The following is a 14,054-nucleotide window of genomic DNA, read 5'->3' on the forward strand; positions in this document are numbered from 1 at the left end:
GGCGGCGCAGGCCGCGCCGAGAATCTTCGGAAAGGTCGGAGCAGCGCCCGAGCTGACGGGTTGCCCGGCATTCCCGCCCGAAACCGTGTCGCACGGAGTTAGTGTTGCTCCGCGCTACATAGCTACGTTCCAGCAAACCTCGGACGGAGCGTTATGGGACACAGGACACGCATCGCCGGGTGCGTTGCGGCCGGGCTGTTGATCGTCACGGGTTGCGGAACGTCGGCGGACACCACAGGAACTTCGACGCAATCGACCGCGTCGGGCGCCGAGCCCGCATACGCCGCCGCTATCCGGCCGGTGATAACCACGCTGATGAAGGACAACGCTATTCCGGGCGCTGTGGTGGTCGTCAAATCGCCGAAGCAAGGCGATTGGGCCGCGGCATTCGGTACCCGTGCAATCGGCACGAGCGAGCCGATCGAAGTCGAGGACTACTTTCGAGTCGGCAGTAATACCAAGACGATGACGTCGACGGTCATCCTGCAGCTGGCGCAGGAGGGCAAGCTCTCGCTCGACGACCCCATCGACAAATATTGGCCCGGCGTGCCGAACGGTGATCGGATCACGATTGCTCAGCTGAACGAAATGCGAAGCGGGCTATACAGTTACACCTTCGACCCGCAGTTCAATGCCGCGCTCGACAACGAGCCGCAGAAGGTATACACGCCGGAGGAATTGCTGGCCATCGCGTTCGCGCACCCGGTGAACTTCCAACCCGGGGAAAAGTTCGAATACAGCAATACCAACTTCATCCTGCTCGGCCTGGTCATCGAGAAGCTCACGAAAATGACGGCCGCCGAGAGTTTTCAGAAGCGCATCTTCGAACCGCTGAGCCTCGGGCACACATCATTGCCTGCGCCCACGGACTCCTCGATTCCGGATCCGCATCCCCAGGGCTATGCCTTCGGCACCAACGTTTCCACCATCGACACCTACACACTTCCTCCCGCGGAACAGGCCGAGGCCGTCGCGGGCACCCTCAAACCGAGCAACCAAACAAATATCAACGTGTCCTGGGCGTGGACCGCCGGTGGTGCGATCTCGACGGCCGCTGATCTAGCGACGTATGTGAAGGCGCTCGTCGGCGGTGGCCTGCTCGATGCGAAGATGCAGAAGGCTCGGTTGGACAGCATCCAGCCGATCGATCCCGCCGATCCGGATCAAGCCGGATACGGCCTCGGCATCGTGCGATTCGGCACCCATCTCATCGGACACGACGGTCAACTCCCCGGTTTCATGACCTTCATGGGCCATGACCCGGCATCGGACCTCACGATCGTGGTCGCCACGAACCTTGCGACGGTTCCGTCGGGTGAGGGGTCCGCCCTGGTGCTGGTCAAAGGCATGCTGCCGACCTTCTACGGTGCTGATGCCCTGCCGGGGAAGGATGTGGCGACCACCGGCGCGAGTCCGACCAGCACCACCGAGACAACCACGCCCGGTCGATGACATGCAGGTGATGTCGGATGGCTGAGACCGACGTACTCATCGCAGGCGCAAGCCCGATCGGCCTGACCGCGGCGATCAAGTTACGCCGCAGGGGAGTGTCGTGCCGGATCATCGACCCACTGCTGGAACCGCCCCGGTACGCGAAAGCCGTTGGTATTCAACCCCGCACGCTCGAAGTGTTCGAGGGTATGGGCGTACTGCGTCAGGTGCGACTCGCGACACACAAATCTGGGTGATCCCTTCATATGCATGAATCAGCTGGAAACCAGGTGAGCTGAAATTACGCGCCGCCGACCCGGCCCGGAAGATAATGCGAGGTAGCAGGCACACGAGGAGGAAGACGTGCGGTACCGGGCCGAGCTGGAGGGCGAGGCGACATTGCGAGTCGCCGTCGAGTTCACCGATCCCGCGCGCCGATCGCTCGGCATCACCTGGTCGGCCGCCAACGCATCGGCTGCCCGCAAAAAGTTCGAGTACGCACGGATCTTCCTGGTGGCGCTCGGCGGCGATCCGCAGCGGATGTACCTGGACCTCGTGGACCGGCGGCCGTCGGCGTCGGTGCGGCTACCAGCTGATCTGGCCGCCGGCGAGTACGCCATCGAAATCGACGCCTATGGCAGCGCGAGTTGGGGCGATGGCAGGTTGGACGCCCGCGGTCGCAGCGTCTCTTTCACGATCGGCTCAAGTGAGTCAGCCTAGAAAGGCGAGGTGATCGGACCCCGCCGCGGCCCGTTTTCGTCGTGATCGGGGTTCAGTTTCCGCCTTCATCGGCGTAGCCTCGGTTCCGTGCTGCGCCGCCAGCGAATGCACCAGCTCGATCAGATTGCCTACGGTTACCAGACTGTGCACCTGATCATTTCGCAGTGGGTCGGCCAGTGAATCGCGGCGGAACTGCGGTAGTACTCGCTCGAGATGGGCCAACCCCGCCTCGCTGACCACCGCGCTCGGCGAATTCGTCGCGGAATATCGCCCCGCAACAGCGTGGCGACCTCGGCGCCGGAGATCTCCACACCGGAGTCCCGGAGGGTGCGAAACCACATATCCCACAGATCGATCGGCTCAGTGCCGAGTTCGTCGATCAGGGACGACTCCAGGCTGATCCGGGTTTCTTCCAGGCCGATCGCATCGGCGACGGACGTGATGACCGCGGCCGCAAGATCTTCGGCTCTCATGCGAAGACTCTGGCCGTGTACCTGGGCGTGGACCTCGAGCAAATTTCGAGCCTATCCGGACGTCCTGGTTGCCGGGCATAGCAAGTCAGATTGGTTGTGAATCAATGCAATTCGTCAGATCGAACCGCTACCATGGGGAAATGACCGCGATGCGGGTTGGTAACGGGACGTGGTCGATGCTGCGGGTCGCCTGCGCGGGCGTGGGCATAAATGCCGAAGGGGCCCAACTACTTCGAGTGGCCGACGAGATCGACTACCGGCTGCCCGGTGGTGTGGTGGCGCGGATCGGGGCACCAGGGCAGGAGGGTGCCGCCAAGCGTGCGGTCGATGTCGCTCGATGGCTCGAGTCCGCCGGAATTCCAGTGGCACAGGTGGTTTCCGATCTTCCGCAGCCGGTGGTGGTGGACGGTCGTGCGGTGACCTTCTGGCACGAGTTACCGCAACACCGCGCCGGCACACCCGCGGAGGTGGCTGCGGCGCTGACGCGACTGCACGGGTTGGCGCCGCCGGCCGATATGGAAATCGGACAGGTGGCGCCCTTCGTCGGACTCGATGAACGCATCGACGCCGCGCACACTATGAGCGCGGACGACAGATCCTGGATGCGTGGGCATTTGGCGCAACTGCGCGGTCGCTGGGCCGCGCTGCCGACCGGACGGCCGTGGTCGGTCATCCACGGCGCTGCGTGGAGCGGCAATGTGGTCGTCGCGGAGGACGACAGCGTGATCCTGCTCGATACCGGACTGGTGTCGATCGGCCCGCCGGAATGGGATCTGGTGCATGCGGCGATCGAATGCGCGTCGTTCGGCTGGATCACCGATGCGCAGTATGCCGAGTACTGCCAGGCCTACGGCTGTGACGTGATGCGCTGGGATGGCTTCTACCTGCTGCGCGATATCCGGGAGTTCCGGATGGCCACCATGGCCGCACAGGCGGCTGCCGCGAATTCGGAGTACCAGGAGCAGGCGGATCTTCGCCTGGCCTGTGTGCGCGGCGATATCGGCCCACGGGTGTGGGACGGATGGACGGCGCTGTCATAACGCGCTTCTGACGGGCGGACGTCCGGTAGGGACGTCCGCCGCATCGAGTTCAGCCCTGCTGGGTCGGTACGACGATGAGTTCGGCCACATTGACCCGCGGTGGTGCGGCGACGGCGTAGGCGATCGCATCGGCGATATCGTCCGAACGCAGGATTTCGAGTTCGCTGCGCCACTGGGTGAGCCCGGCCCGCTGGTCTTCATCGCGCATCCCGGCACCGAGTTCGGTTTCGACGAATCCGGGTTCGATGTTCTTCACCCGGACACCGCGTGGGCCGAGTTCCGCGCGCAGATTGCGGGTGAGATGGGCAACCGCGGCCTTCGTCGCGGTGTAGACGCCGTAGTTGGGGAAGACGGTATGCCCGCCGATCGAGCCGACATGCACCAGATCCGCGCGGCGGCCCTCGCGTGCCGCGGCGAGTAGGTCATCGATGAAAGCCCTTCCGGTGTAGAGCAATCCATTGATATTGGTCCCCACCATCTGATCCCATTCGTCGGTGTCCGCGGCTTCGAACGGCGCGGCGAGCATGACGCCCGCATTCGCGACCACCAGGTCCACCGGGCCGAATGCCGCGCGTATCGTTGCTGCGGCGTCGCGCATCGATGGCCGATCGGCCACATCGGCGACCACCGCTAGGGTCGGTCCGCCGATCTCGGCGGCCAGTTCTTCGATCCGATCCTTGCGGCGGCCGAGCAGCGCGACGCGGGCGCCGTTGTGTGCGAGCTGTCGGGCGGTCGCGGCTCCGATGCCACTGGATGCTCCGGTTACCACCGCGGTGCGGCCTTCGAGGTTGTTTGTCATGAGCACCACGTTCGTATCCGAGATCGCTAACCGCCAGGCTGCGGACTTCCTGGTAGTAGCGGGGCCACCCAGGCCCGGCCCGGTTGTCCTACCCTCGGATACATGGACTCCGAGAACCGATTGGGCGTGTTCCTACGCGCCCGCCGCGAACTGGCGCGTCCGGAGGAGTTCGGGATTCCGGGTGGCGGCCAGCGGCGAGTGGCCGGACTGCGCCGCGAGGAAGTGGCCATGCTCGCGGGCATGAGCGCGGACTACTACGTACGGCTGGAGCAGGGACGGGATAAGCATCCGTCCGAGCAGGTCGTCGAGGCATTGGCCCGGGTATTCGCGTTGGACGAGGAGGGTGTCGCGCACCTGCGCGAGTTGGCGCGGCCGGCGGCCCGGCGCAAGCGGGCGACGCGACGGCCCGAGCGGGTCGCGCCCGGGCTGTTGCGCCTGATGGATTCCTGGCCGAATACGCCCGCATTGGTACTCGGTCGGCATATGGATGTGCTCGCCGCGAATCCACTGGCCACCGCGGTCAACTCCTGTTCGGCCGAGGGCGTCAATATGGTGCGGGCGATCTTTCTGGACCCGCAGGCGCGTGCGTGTTATGCCGACTGGCCGAGCATTGCCGCCGATACCGTCGCCAGCCTGCGTGCCACCGCGGGCACCGATCTCGACGATCCGCGCCTGACCGAACTGGTCGGCGAATTGACCCTGAAGAGCGAGGATTTCCGGCGGCTGTGGGCTCGTCATGACGTGCGCGCGAAAACCGCAGGCGTCAAACGTTTTCGCAACCCGTTGGTCGGTGACCTCACACTGTCCTACGAAACGTTCACCGTCAACGGAGCTCCGGGCCAAATCCTCATCGCCTATCACGCCGAGCAGGATTCGGCCGATGCGCGCGCACTCGCGTTGCTCGGCATGATCGTTGCGGGTGAGGTGCCCGAATCCGCTTCCGTACCAGCGGATTCGGATAGCTGACTCGGTTTCGGAATCGGCGTTCACGTCACCTGTGACAGCAGGAATTCGATTGCGGCAGTGGGTTGCAAGCCCGCCGTGCTCTGATAGGCAGTGGTGAAGGCTTCTGCACCGAGTGCTTCGCGGGCTCGGTCTGCTGATGCGACGAGATTGTCGTACCCGCGTCGATCCTCGGTGCCGAGCATGGCGGCCGCCGCACCGAGTAAGTGGGCCGCGGCGGTTGCGTTGCCGTCCCGCATTGCCAAGGCGGCATACAGGTGCGCGAACATCGCCAAATCGTCCGGTTGTGCGCCGCTCGTGGTGATCATCGATCCGTCTCGATCGATGATCAGCGCCTTGTTCGCCGTATCGAGCACCCGCCGAGCCCGCACCGGATCATCGTCGAGAATCGCGATGAGCGCTCGAAAACCAGTACTCCGCGCCCGAATTCGAGTGTCGAAGGCAGAGTTCGCGAGACCGGTTTCGGCTCGCTCGAGTTCTCGCAGTGCTGCTTTGCGATCCCCGCGACGCAGCAGGTACTCTGCCCGCGCAAGCCGCACATACGTCGCGGTGCCCGGCTCTCCGGCGGCCTCGACGTGTCGTCCGGCCCTGGCCAGCGCAGCTTCGGCACGGTCGAGTTCGCCGAGTCGAGCCAGTGCGGTGGCCGATTCGGCACAGACGGCCGCAGCGTCACCCGCACTGCCGAGCTGTTCGAAGGCCGCGGCGGCACGGGTGAGCGAAGTGATCGCCTCGGGCAGATCACCATGGCGCAGCTGGTCCTCCGCGATCGACTGAAGTGTCGTCGACAGACCGAAACGTTCGCCCACCGACTCGAATTCCTTTTTCGCACTGACCAGTAAGCCTGCCGTATCGACAGTGGAGTCGACGTTCTGTTGGATCGGCTAACGACTGTGCGGGAGGATGCCGAGTGTCACGGCCAGTCCGGCCGCGATGCATCCGGCGGCCGCCGCGCTGGTCGGGAAGGAACGGGTGATGGTGGCGATGCCGGCCACGAAAATCAGGCAGGTTGCCGAGGCCAGCAGCGCGGTTCCGCGATCGACACCGGCAGGGCGGTGAAATCGCTTGTGCGTCACTGTCATGTTCACGGGGTACCCGATCGGCGAGTTATGAAACTGTTATCGACCGCGACAGGCCGAATCATTCCGTGACAACTGCCGTCTCCGGCGCATCTCGAGTGGTAGGACTGGCAGATGGGCAATGACGAGACGGACCCGGACCTGATCGAACTCGCCACCAAGATCTTCGATCTGGCTCGGCACGGCGATGCCGAGCGGCTCACGGCGTACCTCGATGCCGGTGTCCCGGTGAACCTCACCAACGACAATGGCGACACGCTGCTCATGCTGGCCGCCTATCACGGTCATCAGGACGCCGTTCAGGTGCTGCTCGCGCGTGATGCCGACCCGAATCGAGCCAATGACAAGGGCCAGACCCCGCTCGCCGGTGCGGTCTTCAAGGGCGAGACCGAGATCTTGCGGGCCCTGCTCGCCGCCGGTGCGGATCCGGATGCCGGGACACCGTCCGCGCGGGCCGCGGCCGCCATGTTCGGCAAGAACGATCTGCTCGGCTTGTTCGGGGCGTCCTGAGCGTTGACCGATTGCCATGAGCAAGAACGCGGATTCGGCTGCGTTCGTGCGGGTCGGTATAGTCGCCGCGGATGAGTAGTGTCACCACCCCAGATAGGTCGAAGCCCGTGAACCGACGATTCGGGCGCGCGGTGTGGCTGGTGCCGGTGCTGCTCGTCGGCTTCGTCACGTGGTGCCTGATGGCGCCGCTGTGGCCCTTCCACCGGATCACCGGTGGGTTCATCGACCTGCAGGTGTACCGGCTCGGCATCGAGGCGCTGCGCGACGGCGCGGATATGTACGGCCAGCTGCCGCAGACCACCATCGGTATCGGGCTGCCGTTCATCTACCCGCCGTTCGCCGCACTGGTGCTCAGCCCGTTCGCGCTGCTGCCATGGGATGCCGCGGCCTTCACCTTCTTCATCTCCTCGACGCTCGCGCTGGCCGTCACGCTGTATCTGGTCGCGCGGCGGCGCTGGCCCGAGCGCGGCGCGTTGCAACTCGCGCTGCTTGCCACCTCCTGCGCGACACCGCTGGCCATGCTGCTGGAGCCGGTCCGCTCCACGCTGGACTTCGGACAGGTGAACCTGCTGCTGATGGTGCTGGTCGCCGCGGACGCGCTCACCGCGAAGCCGAAGTGGCGGCGCGGCATGCTGGTCGGCGTTGCCGCCGCGATCAAGCTGACACCGGCGGCATTCGTGCTCTACTTCCTGGTGCGCCGGGATTATCGCGCCGCAGTCACCGCCGCGATCACCGGTGCGGTCGCGACCGCGCTCAGCTTCGCGATCCTGCCCAAGGAATCGGTCAACTACTGGTTCGGCGGACTCGGCAATGTCTCCGGACTCAGCGGCTCGTCCTTTCATACCAACCAGTCGATCCAGGCCGTGCTCGCCCGATTCGGCGTGGAGAAGCCGCTGTTCACCGTCCTGTGGCTGGTGCTGAGTGCGGCGCTGCTCGCGCTGGTTGTCCCGGCCATACGCCAGGCCGCCGAGGTGCCCGCGCTCGCGCTGTCGATCAACGCCGTCTTCACGCTGCTGGTATCGCCGATCTCCTGGTCGCATCACTGGGTGATGATCGCGCCCGCGCTGTTCGCGATGGTCTGTTACGCGACCACGCTGCCGCGCGGTCGGGCGATCGGCTGGTATGTGGCGATCGTTCTCACCACCGCGGCATTCGTATACGGGCCGCAGAACTGGCTGCCGGGCGACAATCGCCGTGAATTGGCTTGGACGCCTTGGCAACACCTGTGGGGGAACACCTACGTGTGGTTGAGCGTGTTGCTGGTCGTCGCGTATCTCGTTGCCGGCAAGCGGGCGAAGTCGCAAGCGGGCGAACGCGATTCCGCGCCGAAGGATATCGATCTCGTTGATCTGGCAGGTCCTCGCCCGGCGGCCTGACCGTTTCTGGGATGCTGGGTTTTTGGACGGAGGACGCCGCGTGGTCGCGATCGATATCGAACGGAATCCGAAGTCGGCGTGGCCGCTGACGCCCCTGCGTGCGGTGCACGCGCGCGGGCTCGGCGGGGTGCCGCCGACGGCACTGGTGCTGATCGGGATCGTCAGCGTGCAGGTCGGCGCGGCCCTGGCCAAACAGCTGTTCACCGCCACCGGGGCCGCGGGTGCGGTCACACTGCGCCTGTTCTTCGCCGGGGCGGTGTTGCTGGTCGTCTGGCGGTCCGCGCTGCGGATCGAGCGGCGCGCGCTACCGGTGGTGCTCGGCTACGGCACCGTGCTCGCCTCCATGAACCTGTGCTTCTACCAGGCCATCGACCGGATTCCGCTCGGTATGGCGGTCACCCTCGAATTCTTGGGGCCGCTCAGCGTCGCGCTGGCCGGCTCGCGGCGCTGGACCGATCCGGTGTGGGCCGTACTCGCCGGTGGCGGCGTACTGCTGCTGACCAAGGCGGGCGGCGATGTCGGCTGGTCGGGTGTGCTGTTCGCGCTGGCCGCGGGAGCGCTGTGGGCGAGCTACATTCTGCTGAGTGCCGCACTCGGTGACCGGACCAGCGGCGGTGGGGGATTGGCCATTGCGATGGCCTTCGGCGGTGTGCTCATGGTCCCGGTCGGCATTGCCGACGCGGGCGCCACACTGTTCCAGCCCTCGGTCCTCGCTGCCGGTTTCGCGGTCGCGATGCTGTCGTCGGTGCTGCCGTATTCCGTGGAACTCGAAGCGCTGCGGCGCATTCCACCGCGCGTCTTCGGCGTGCTGATGAGCCTGGAGCCGGCGGCCGCCGCACTCGCCGGACTGATCGTCCTCGGCCAGATCATGCACGCGGCGCAATGGGTGGGCGTCATCTGCGTGGTGGCGGCCTCCATCGGAGCCACCCGAACCGCACGGCGGAAATAGTCAGCAGTCCGCACTACCTGGCGCGAAGATCGGGATTTCGCACCACCACGGCTTGATCACCGGCGGTGTCGCCGGTGCGCCCGCGACGATCCAGTCGCCTTGTACCGATATCTCGCGGCGCGAGAGCGGTTCATTTGCCGGACCGGTCGCCACGGATCCGTCGAGATTGAATCTGCTGCCGTGACAAGGACAGTTGATGGTGCCGCCCGCGATTTTGTCGAGGGCACAGCCCTGATGTGTGCAGATCACCGAGAAGCCCTGGTAGTTACCAGGATTCGGTTGGGTCACCACGGTGTCGCCGAGGATGATCCCGGAGCCGACAGGTATGTCGGAGGAGCGGGCGAGGGCGTTCTGCGGTGCGCCCTCCTCGACTTGCGGCCCCGGTGCGGGTTGTTCCTGGACCTCTTGCCGTACGGCGGGTAGCGCCGCGAATGCGCCCGCGACGATCCATTCGCCCTGTACCGAGATGGTGCGCGCGGTGAGCGGTCGGGTGGCCGGACCGGTCGCCACGGAGCCGTCGAGATTGAATCTGCTGCCGTGACAAGGGCAATTGATGGTGCCGCCGCTGATCCTGTCGACCGCGCAGCCCGCATGCGTGCAGATCACCGAAAAAGCTTGGTAATTACCCGGACTCGGCTGAGTGACGACGGTATCGCCGAGTAACACCCCGGACCCGATCGGCACATCGGAGGTGCGGGCGAGTGCGGTGCCGGGGGTGGGTTCCGGCCCGGCCGGCACCTCGGTCGGGGGCGGCGGCGGTTCGGCGGCAACGGAACTCGATGTCGTCGTCGGTACTGCGGTGGAGGTGGAGGTGAGCTGCGTCCACGAGCTTTCGCTCGTGGAACAGGCCGCGACAACTGCCGCGGCCCCCGCTCCGATGACGATTGTTCGACGGTTGACGTGTTCGACGCTCATCATGACCTCGGCATTGTCGGCTCGTTGTTGTAGGGGTTACGAGATAGCCGCCGATTAGGTTCGAGGTCGTTTCGGATCCTTGCCGAAGTTGGCGCTGCCTACCGCCCGGGTGAGACTGGGACCGGACGGGGCAGCCACCGGCCATTGAACGCAACGGTTCTGAGACCAAGGGTGGGTGTTCGATGAGACTCTGCTGAGAAAACCTGGCGGCGCTACCCGTATGCGCGCGGTTCGACCCGTAGGCTGGGACGATGCGGGCGATTGCGTTCTACGAATTCGGCGGTCCGGACGTACTGCAGATCGTCGACATCCCGATCCCGGAACCGGGCCCGGGTCAGGTCCGAGTCGCGGTGCGGACCACCGCGGTGAATCCGGTGGATTGGAAGATCCGTTCCGGCGCACTGTCTTTCGGCGAACCGGTGTTTCCGCAGTATCCGGGTGGCGAGATCGCGGGGGTGGTCGATGCGGTCGGACCGGATGTCACCGATGTCGCGGTCGGCGACGAGGTGCTGGGCTGGGCGGTCGCGGCGTACGCGGAGTACACCCTCAGCAATGCCGTGGCGAAGAAACCCGAGGAATTGTCCTGGCCGGATGCCGCATCGCTCCCGGTCGCGGTGTCGGCGGCGGAGAAGTCATTGGCGGCACTGAAAATACAACCGGGCGAAACGCTGCTGATCAATGGTGCGTCCGGCGCGGTGGGGTCGATGGCGGTACAGCTGGCGGCGGCCGAGGGCGTCACCGTGATCGGCACCGCATCCGTGGCCAATCAGGACATTGTGCGCGAACTCGGTGCCACCGCGACCACCTACGGCGCCGGTCTGGTCGAGCGCGTCCGCGAACTCGCGCCGAACGGCATCGACGCGGTCTTCGACGCGGCCGGATACGGTGTGCTGCCCGCCGCCATCGAATTGCGCGGCGGCACCGACCGGATCGTGACGATCGTCGATCCGGCGGCCCGCGAACTCGGCATCACCTTCCTCGCGGGCAGCGGTCCCGAACGGCCTACCGAACTGCTCGAGCAGGTCGCCGAACGCGTCGCCAGCGGTGCGTTCCGACTGCCGGGCGAGGCGCGGACCTTCCTGCTCGAGCGGGCAGCAGCCGCACAGGAGGAGAGCGAAATGGGGCGTGGCCCAGGCAAGGTCGTGCTCAACGTGAGCTGACCCCGGTCTGGAACGCCTTGTTGCGAACGACAACCGGCGTACCATCTTTTCTTGCCGTGTGCCGATGGGAGCCGCGGCAAGGAGGAGGACGGGCGCGATGGTCGGTAGCCCATCGGCTGACGGAACGAGCCGCGGTGTGCTCGACGCCGGTTTCCAGATACTGGAGGCCATTTCGGCGGCGCCGGAGGGCTGTGGACTGTCCCAACTGGCCCGCACCACCGGATTGGCGAAGGCCACCGCATATCGGTTGGCCGAACAGTTGGTGGCGCTCGGTGCCGTGCAGCGGGTGGAGCAGCGGTATTTCGTCGGCGAGCGGATGGCGGAGTTGGGGCGGCATTGGCAGGCCGCGCCGATCCTGCGCCGGGCCGCGCAACGGCCCGCCCGGGTATTGTCCGCCTTGACGAATTCGACTGTCGCGGTGTGCATTCTCGACGCGGGCGAGGTTCGAATGGTCTCCGGGATCAAAGGTGCCGAGTTCTTCCTCAGCACCGCCGCGGATCCGGAGTTGGTATATCGCACCGCGCTGGCGCAGGTGCTCTTCGCGGGACGGGCCGACAATACCGTACCGCCGCCGACCTATGCGGCCGCCGAATGGCAGCGTGTCCGCTCCGGAATCGTCGATGCGGGAATGGTTTCCGTCGACCATCACAACCTGATCGCCGGGATCTGTTGTGCCGCAGCCGCAATCCGGCAACCAGGGATGTGCGATGCGGCCGCGATCGGCTGTATCTCACTGTCCCAACAGTTTCCGCCGAATCTGCCCGGACTGGTCGCACATACCGCCCGCGAAATCGAGAAGAATCTTCGCTGATCGGTTCGTTCAGTGGACCGCGCCATTCTGCCCGCTCGACGCGAATATCAGGATGGATGGGCTGTCGAACGCTGCGAGTAAGGGCCGATCCACCGATGCAAGACTCAGATCTCTGGGGCCACCGCTACGTCTCCTCATCCGTAACCGAGAATGGCCGACCACGATTCCTGCTCGGCGGTACCCGGATCACCCTGTGGTTCGTCGACGAGACCCGCCGCCTGTCCGCACACGCGGGCGCCAATACCGTGATGTTCGAGGTGGATGCCGACAGCGGCGTTCTGAAAACCCGATCCCCGTTCTCCACCGTGCTGTCCTATCCGCCGGAATTCGCCGACCAGGACTCCTGGCTCACCGAATTCCTGCTCCTCGCGCCCACATGGACCACCACCGGCGATGGCACTCTCATCCTCAGCGACGACCGGATCAGGATCGAGCTGCAGCAGACCGCCGACTGCCCCTGATACCTAGGTCGCCGGGATGAGGAAGCTTTCGACAACTCGGCGGACCTTGGGCACCGCGTCGACTTCGCCGAGGCGCAGTGCGGTATTGGCGGCACAGAGGACGGCGTCGATCTGGAAGGCGGCGAGATCGATATCCAGATCGGCGATTTCGCCCGCATCGACGGCGTACCGGAGTTCGCGCGCGATGGTCCCCACCCACTCCCGCTGCTCGCGGACCAGCGCGTCGCGCACCGGACCGGGACGGCTGTCGAACTCCGCCATATTCGCGACCCGCAAGCAGCCGCCGGCGAACAGCGGTGTCTGCGCGTAGACGATCCAACATTCGATCAGGGCGCGAAGTCGTTGCACCCCATGTGGTTGCGCACGGGCGGGACGGACGACGGCATCGATGAACATATCGCGGCCGAAGTCGAGCGCCGCGAGTTGCAGCGTCTCCTTGGTCTTGAACAGGGTCTGCACACCCGCCTTGCTGAGCCCGGTATCGGTCGCCAACTTGCCGAAGCTCAAACCCTCGAGACCGTCGAGGGATGCGGTGTCGACCGCTCGGCGCAGCACGAGCTGGCGGCTCCGTGCACCGCGCAGTAGGCGCTTGTCCTCCGTCGTCATGGCTAAAGAGTACGTCCGATCGTATGGTTAGACAATTGGCGGCACCATCGCCTGCAGCAGATCGCGCAGGGTCGGAGTGGATCTATGCGTCCTGCTGTCTTTGCGCTCATGCTGGTGGTCTTCAGCCTGACCACCGGTGAATTCGTAATCGCCGGAATCCTGCCCGAGGTGGCGGCCGGGCTCGCGGTGTCGATGCCAGCGGCTGGTCTGCTGGTGAGCGCATATGCGCTCGGCATGATCGTCGGCGGGCCGGTGGTGACCGTGGCGACGTCGCGGCTGCCGCGCAAACCGCTCGTGGTCGGTTTGGTCGCGGTGGCGCAGGTGGCGCTCGGTATGAATCTGGGCATTGTCGGCGGCACTCCGATCGGCGCCGCTGTCGGCCAAACTTTCGGCTGGCGTGCGACATTCGTGTCGGTCGCGGTGGGCGCGGCTGTCGCGCTGCTGCTCTTGCTGCGTTTCCTGCCGACGATGCCCGCGCAGTCGAGCGCATCGGCGCGCCGGGAGCTGCGCGTATTCGCCGATCGCCGTGTGCAATTGGCGATCGTACTTACCGCGCTCGGCAATGTCGGTGTGGTGACGGTCTTTACGTACTTCACCCCGCGGCTGCCGCTGTCCTAACGGTATCGGGATCGGCGATGGCGCTGTACATGCTGCGGCGTGATCACAAGCCGGCGTTGGAATCCGGCTGACCGGTACGCCGTTGAATCCGGTTGCTGCACAATCTGTCTCGAGCCGAGCCGCTATTATCTGGCTAGACGCTTACC

Annotated in this window: 17 protein-coding genes and 1 pseudogene; 12 read left to right on the forward strand and 6 right to left on the reverse strand. The window is 65.6% G+C overall.

Going from position 1 to position 14,054, the window contains the following annotated elements:
• The first annotated feature begins 153 nt into the window (after nucleotides 1-153).
• From ACQPYR_RS09370 to ACQPYR_RS09380, 3 genes and pseudogenes are all read left to right on the forward strand, one after another.
• Nucleotides 154-1,452 carry a serine hydrolase domain-containing protein gene (locus ACQPYR_RS09370; protein WP_433630030.1) on the forward strand — a complete coding sequence of 433 codons (1,299 nt, stop codon included), beginning with the start codon at nucleotides 154-156 and terminating at the stop codon, nucleotides 1,450-1,452.
• 17 nt (nucleotides 1,453-1,469) lie between these two features.
• A pseudogene (locus tag ACQPYR_RS09375) lies at nucleotides 1,470-1,661 on the forward strand (FAD-dependent monooxygenase); the annotation flags it as partial.
• A gap of 133 nt (nucleotides 1,662-1,794) precedes the next feature.
• Complete coding sequence (locus ACQPYR_RS09380) at nucleotides 1,795-2,151, forward strand: hypothetical protein (RefSeq protein ID WP_433630032.1); 357 nt, start codon at nucleotides 1,795-1,797, stop codon at nucleotides 2,149-2,151.
• A gap of 134 nt (nucleotides 2,152-2,285) precedes the next feature.
• Here the strand turns inward: ACQPYR_RS09380 and ACQPYR_RS09385 are convergent, their stop codons facing one another.
• Nucleotides 2,286-2,624 (reverse strand): hypothetical protein, encoded by a 339-nt coding sequence (locus tag ACQPYR_RS09385; protein ID WP_433630035.1) that lies wholly within the window; start codon nucleotides 2,622-2,624, stop codon nucleotides 2,286-2,288.
• 140 nt (nucleotides 2,625-2,764) lie between these two features.
• On the opposite strand from ACQPYR_RS09385, the gene ACQPYR_RS09390 reads away from it, so the two are divergent.
• Entirely contained in the window at nucleotides 2,765-3,664 is a 900-nt protein-coding gene (locus tag ACQPYR_RS09390) for a phosphotransferase family protein (RefSeq protein WP_433630038.1), read from the forward strand.
• A 49-nt stretch (nucleotides 3,665-3,713) separates the two neighbouring features.
• Here ACQPYR_RS09390 and ACQPYR_RS09395 read toward each other — a convergent pair whose 3' ends face one another.
• Nucleotides 3,714-4,463, reverse strand: coding sequence for an SDR family oxidoreductase (locus tag ACQPYR_RS09395; RefSeq protein ID WP_433630040.1), 750 nt, complete (start codon nucleotides 4,461-4,463; stop codon nucleotides 3,714-3,716).
• Between the two features lie 102 nt (nucleotides 4,464-4,565).
• On the opposite strand from ACQPYR_RS09395, the gene ACQPYR_RS09400 reads away from it, so the two are divergent.
• Nucleotides 4,566-5,429: a helix-turn-helix transcriptional regulator gene (locus ACQPYR_RS09400; protein ID WP_433630043.1), complete on the forward strand. Its 864-nt coding sequence runs from the start codon at nucleotides 4,566-4,568 to the stop codon at nucleotides 5,427-5,429.
• A gap of 20 nt (nucleotides 5,430-5,449) precedes the next feature.
• On the opposite strand, the gene ACQPYR_RS09405 is transcribed toward ACQPYR_RS09400, so the two are convergent.
• Both ACQPYR_RS09405 and ACQPYR_RS09410 read right to left on the reverse strand, forming a co-directional pair.
• Entirely contained in the window at nucleotides 5,450-6,232 is a 783-nt protein-coding gene (locus tag ACQPYR_RS09405) for a hypothetical protein (protein ID WP_433630046.1), read from the reverse strand.
• Nucleotides 6,233-6,307: 75 nt separating this feature from the next.
• Nucleotides 6,308-6,505: a hypothetical protein gene (locus tag ACQPYR_RS09410; protein WP_084508582.1), complete on the reverse strand. Its 198-nt coding sequence runs from the start codon at nucleotides 6,503-6,505 to the stop codon at nucleotides 6,308-6,310.
• Nucleotides 6,506-6,616: 111 nt separating this feature from the next.
• On the opposite strand from ACQPYR_RS09410, the gene ACQPYR_RS09415 reads away from it, so the two are divergent.
• From ACQPYR_RS09415 to ACQPYR_RS09425, 3 genes are all read left to right on the forward strand, one after another.
• Entirely contained in the window at nucleotides 6,617-7,012 is a 396-nt protein-coding gene (locus ACQPYR_RS09415) for an ankyrin repeat domain-containing protein (protein ID WP_040694299.1), read from the forward strand.
• Nucleotides 7,013-7,083: 71 nt separating this feature from the next.
• Nucleotides 7,084-8,388, forward strand: a complete 1,305-nt coding sequence (locus ACQPYR_RS09420) for a glycosyltransferase 87 family protein (protein WP_433630049.1) — start codon at nucleotides 7,084-7,086, stop codon at nucleotides 8,386-8,388.
• A gap of 40 nt (nucleotides 8,389-8,428) precedes the next feature.
• Nucleotides 8,429-9,337, forward strand: coding sequence for an EamA family transporter (locus ACQPYR_RS09425; protein WP_433630052.1), 909 nt, complete (start codon nucleotides 8,429-8,431; stop codon nucleotides 9,335-9,337).
• Here ACQPYR_RS09425 and ACQPYR_RS09430 read toward each other — a convergent pair whose 3' ends face one another.
• Entirely contained in the window at nucleotides 9,338-10,255 is a 918-nt protein-coding gene (locus tag ACQPYR_RS09430; RefSeq protein ID WP_433630055.1) for a ubiquinol-cytochrome c reductase iron-sulfur subunit, read from the reverse strand.
• Between the two features lie 248 nt (nucleotides 10,256-10,503).
• Between ACQPYR_RS09430 and ACQPYR_RS09435 the strand changes: the two genes are divergently transcribed.
• From ACQPYR_RS09435 to ACQPYR_RS09445, 3 genes are all read left to right on the forward strand, one after another.
• Nucleotides 10,504-11,412, forward strand: a complete 909-nt coding sequence (locus tag ACQPYR_RS09435; protein WP_433630057.1) for an NADP-dependent oxidoreductase — start codon at nucleotides 10,504-10,506, stop codon at nucleotides 11,410-11,412.
• Between the two features lie 97 nt (nucleotides 11,413-11,509).
• Nucleotides 11,510-12,223, forward strand: coding sequence for a helix-turn-helix domain-containing protein (locus ACQPYR_RS09440; RefSeq protein ID WP_433630060.1), 714 nt, complete (start codon nucleotides 11,510-11,512; stop codon nucleotides 12,221-12,223).
• Between the two features lie 95 nt (nucleotides 12,224-12,318).
• The gene (locus ACQPYR_RS09445; protein WP_433630062.1) at nucleotides 12,319-12,684 is read left to right on the forward strand and encodes an META domain-containing protein; all 366 of its coding nucleotides are present in this window, start codon (nucleotides 12,319-12,321) and stop codon (nucleotides 12,682-12,684) included.
• 3 nt (nucleotides 12,685-12,687) lie between these two features.
• On the opposite strand, the gene ACQPYR_RS09450 is transcribed toward ACQPYR_RS09445, so the two are convergent.
• A complete protein-coding gene (locus ACQPYR_RS09450; RefSeq protein ID WP_433630065.1) occupies nucleotides 12,688-13,290 on the reverse strand; it encodes a TetR/AcrR family transcriptional regulator in 603 nt (200 codons plus the stop codon).
• Nucleotides 13,291-13,374: 84 nt separating this feature from the next.
• On the opposite strand from ACQPYR_RS09450, the gene ACQPYR_RS09455 reads away from it, so the two are divergent.
• Nucleotides 13,375-13,908 carry an MFS transporter gene (locus ACQPYR_RS09455; protein WP_433630068.1) on the forward strand — a complete coding sequence of 178 codons (534 nt, stop codon included), beginning with the start codon at nucleotides 13,375-13,377 and terminating at the stop codon, nucleotides 13,906-13,908.
• The last annotated feature ends 146 nt before the right edge of the window (nucleotides 13,909-14,054 follow it).

Source organism: Nocardia sp. CA-120079, from assembly GCF_050955745.1.
In the GTDB taxonomy this organism is placed as follows: domain Bacteria; phylum Actinomycetota; class Actinomycetes; order Mycobacteriales; family Mycobacteriaceae; genus Nocardia.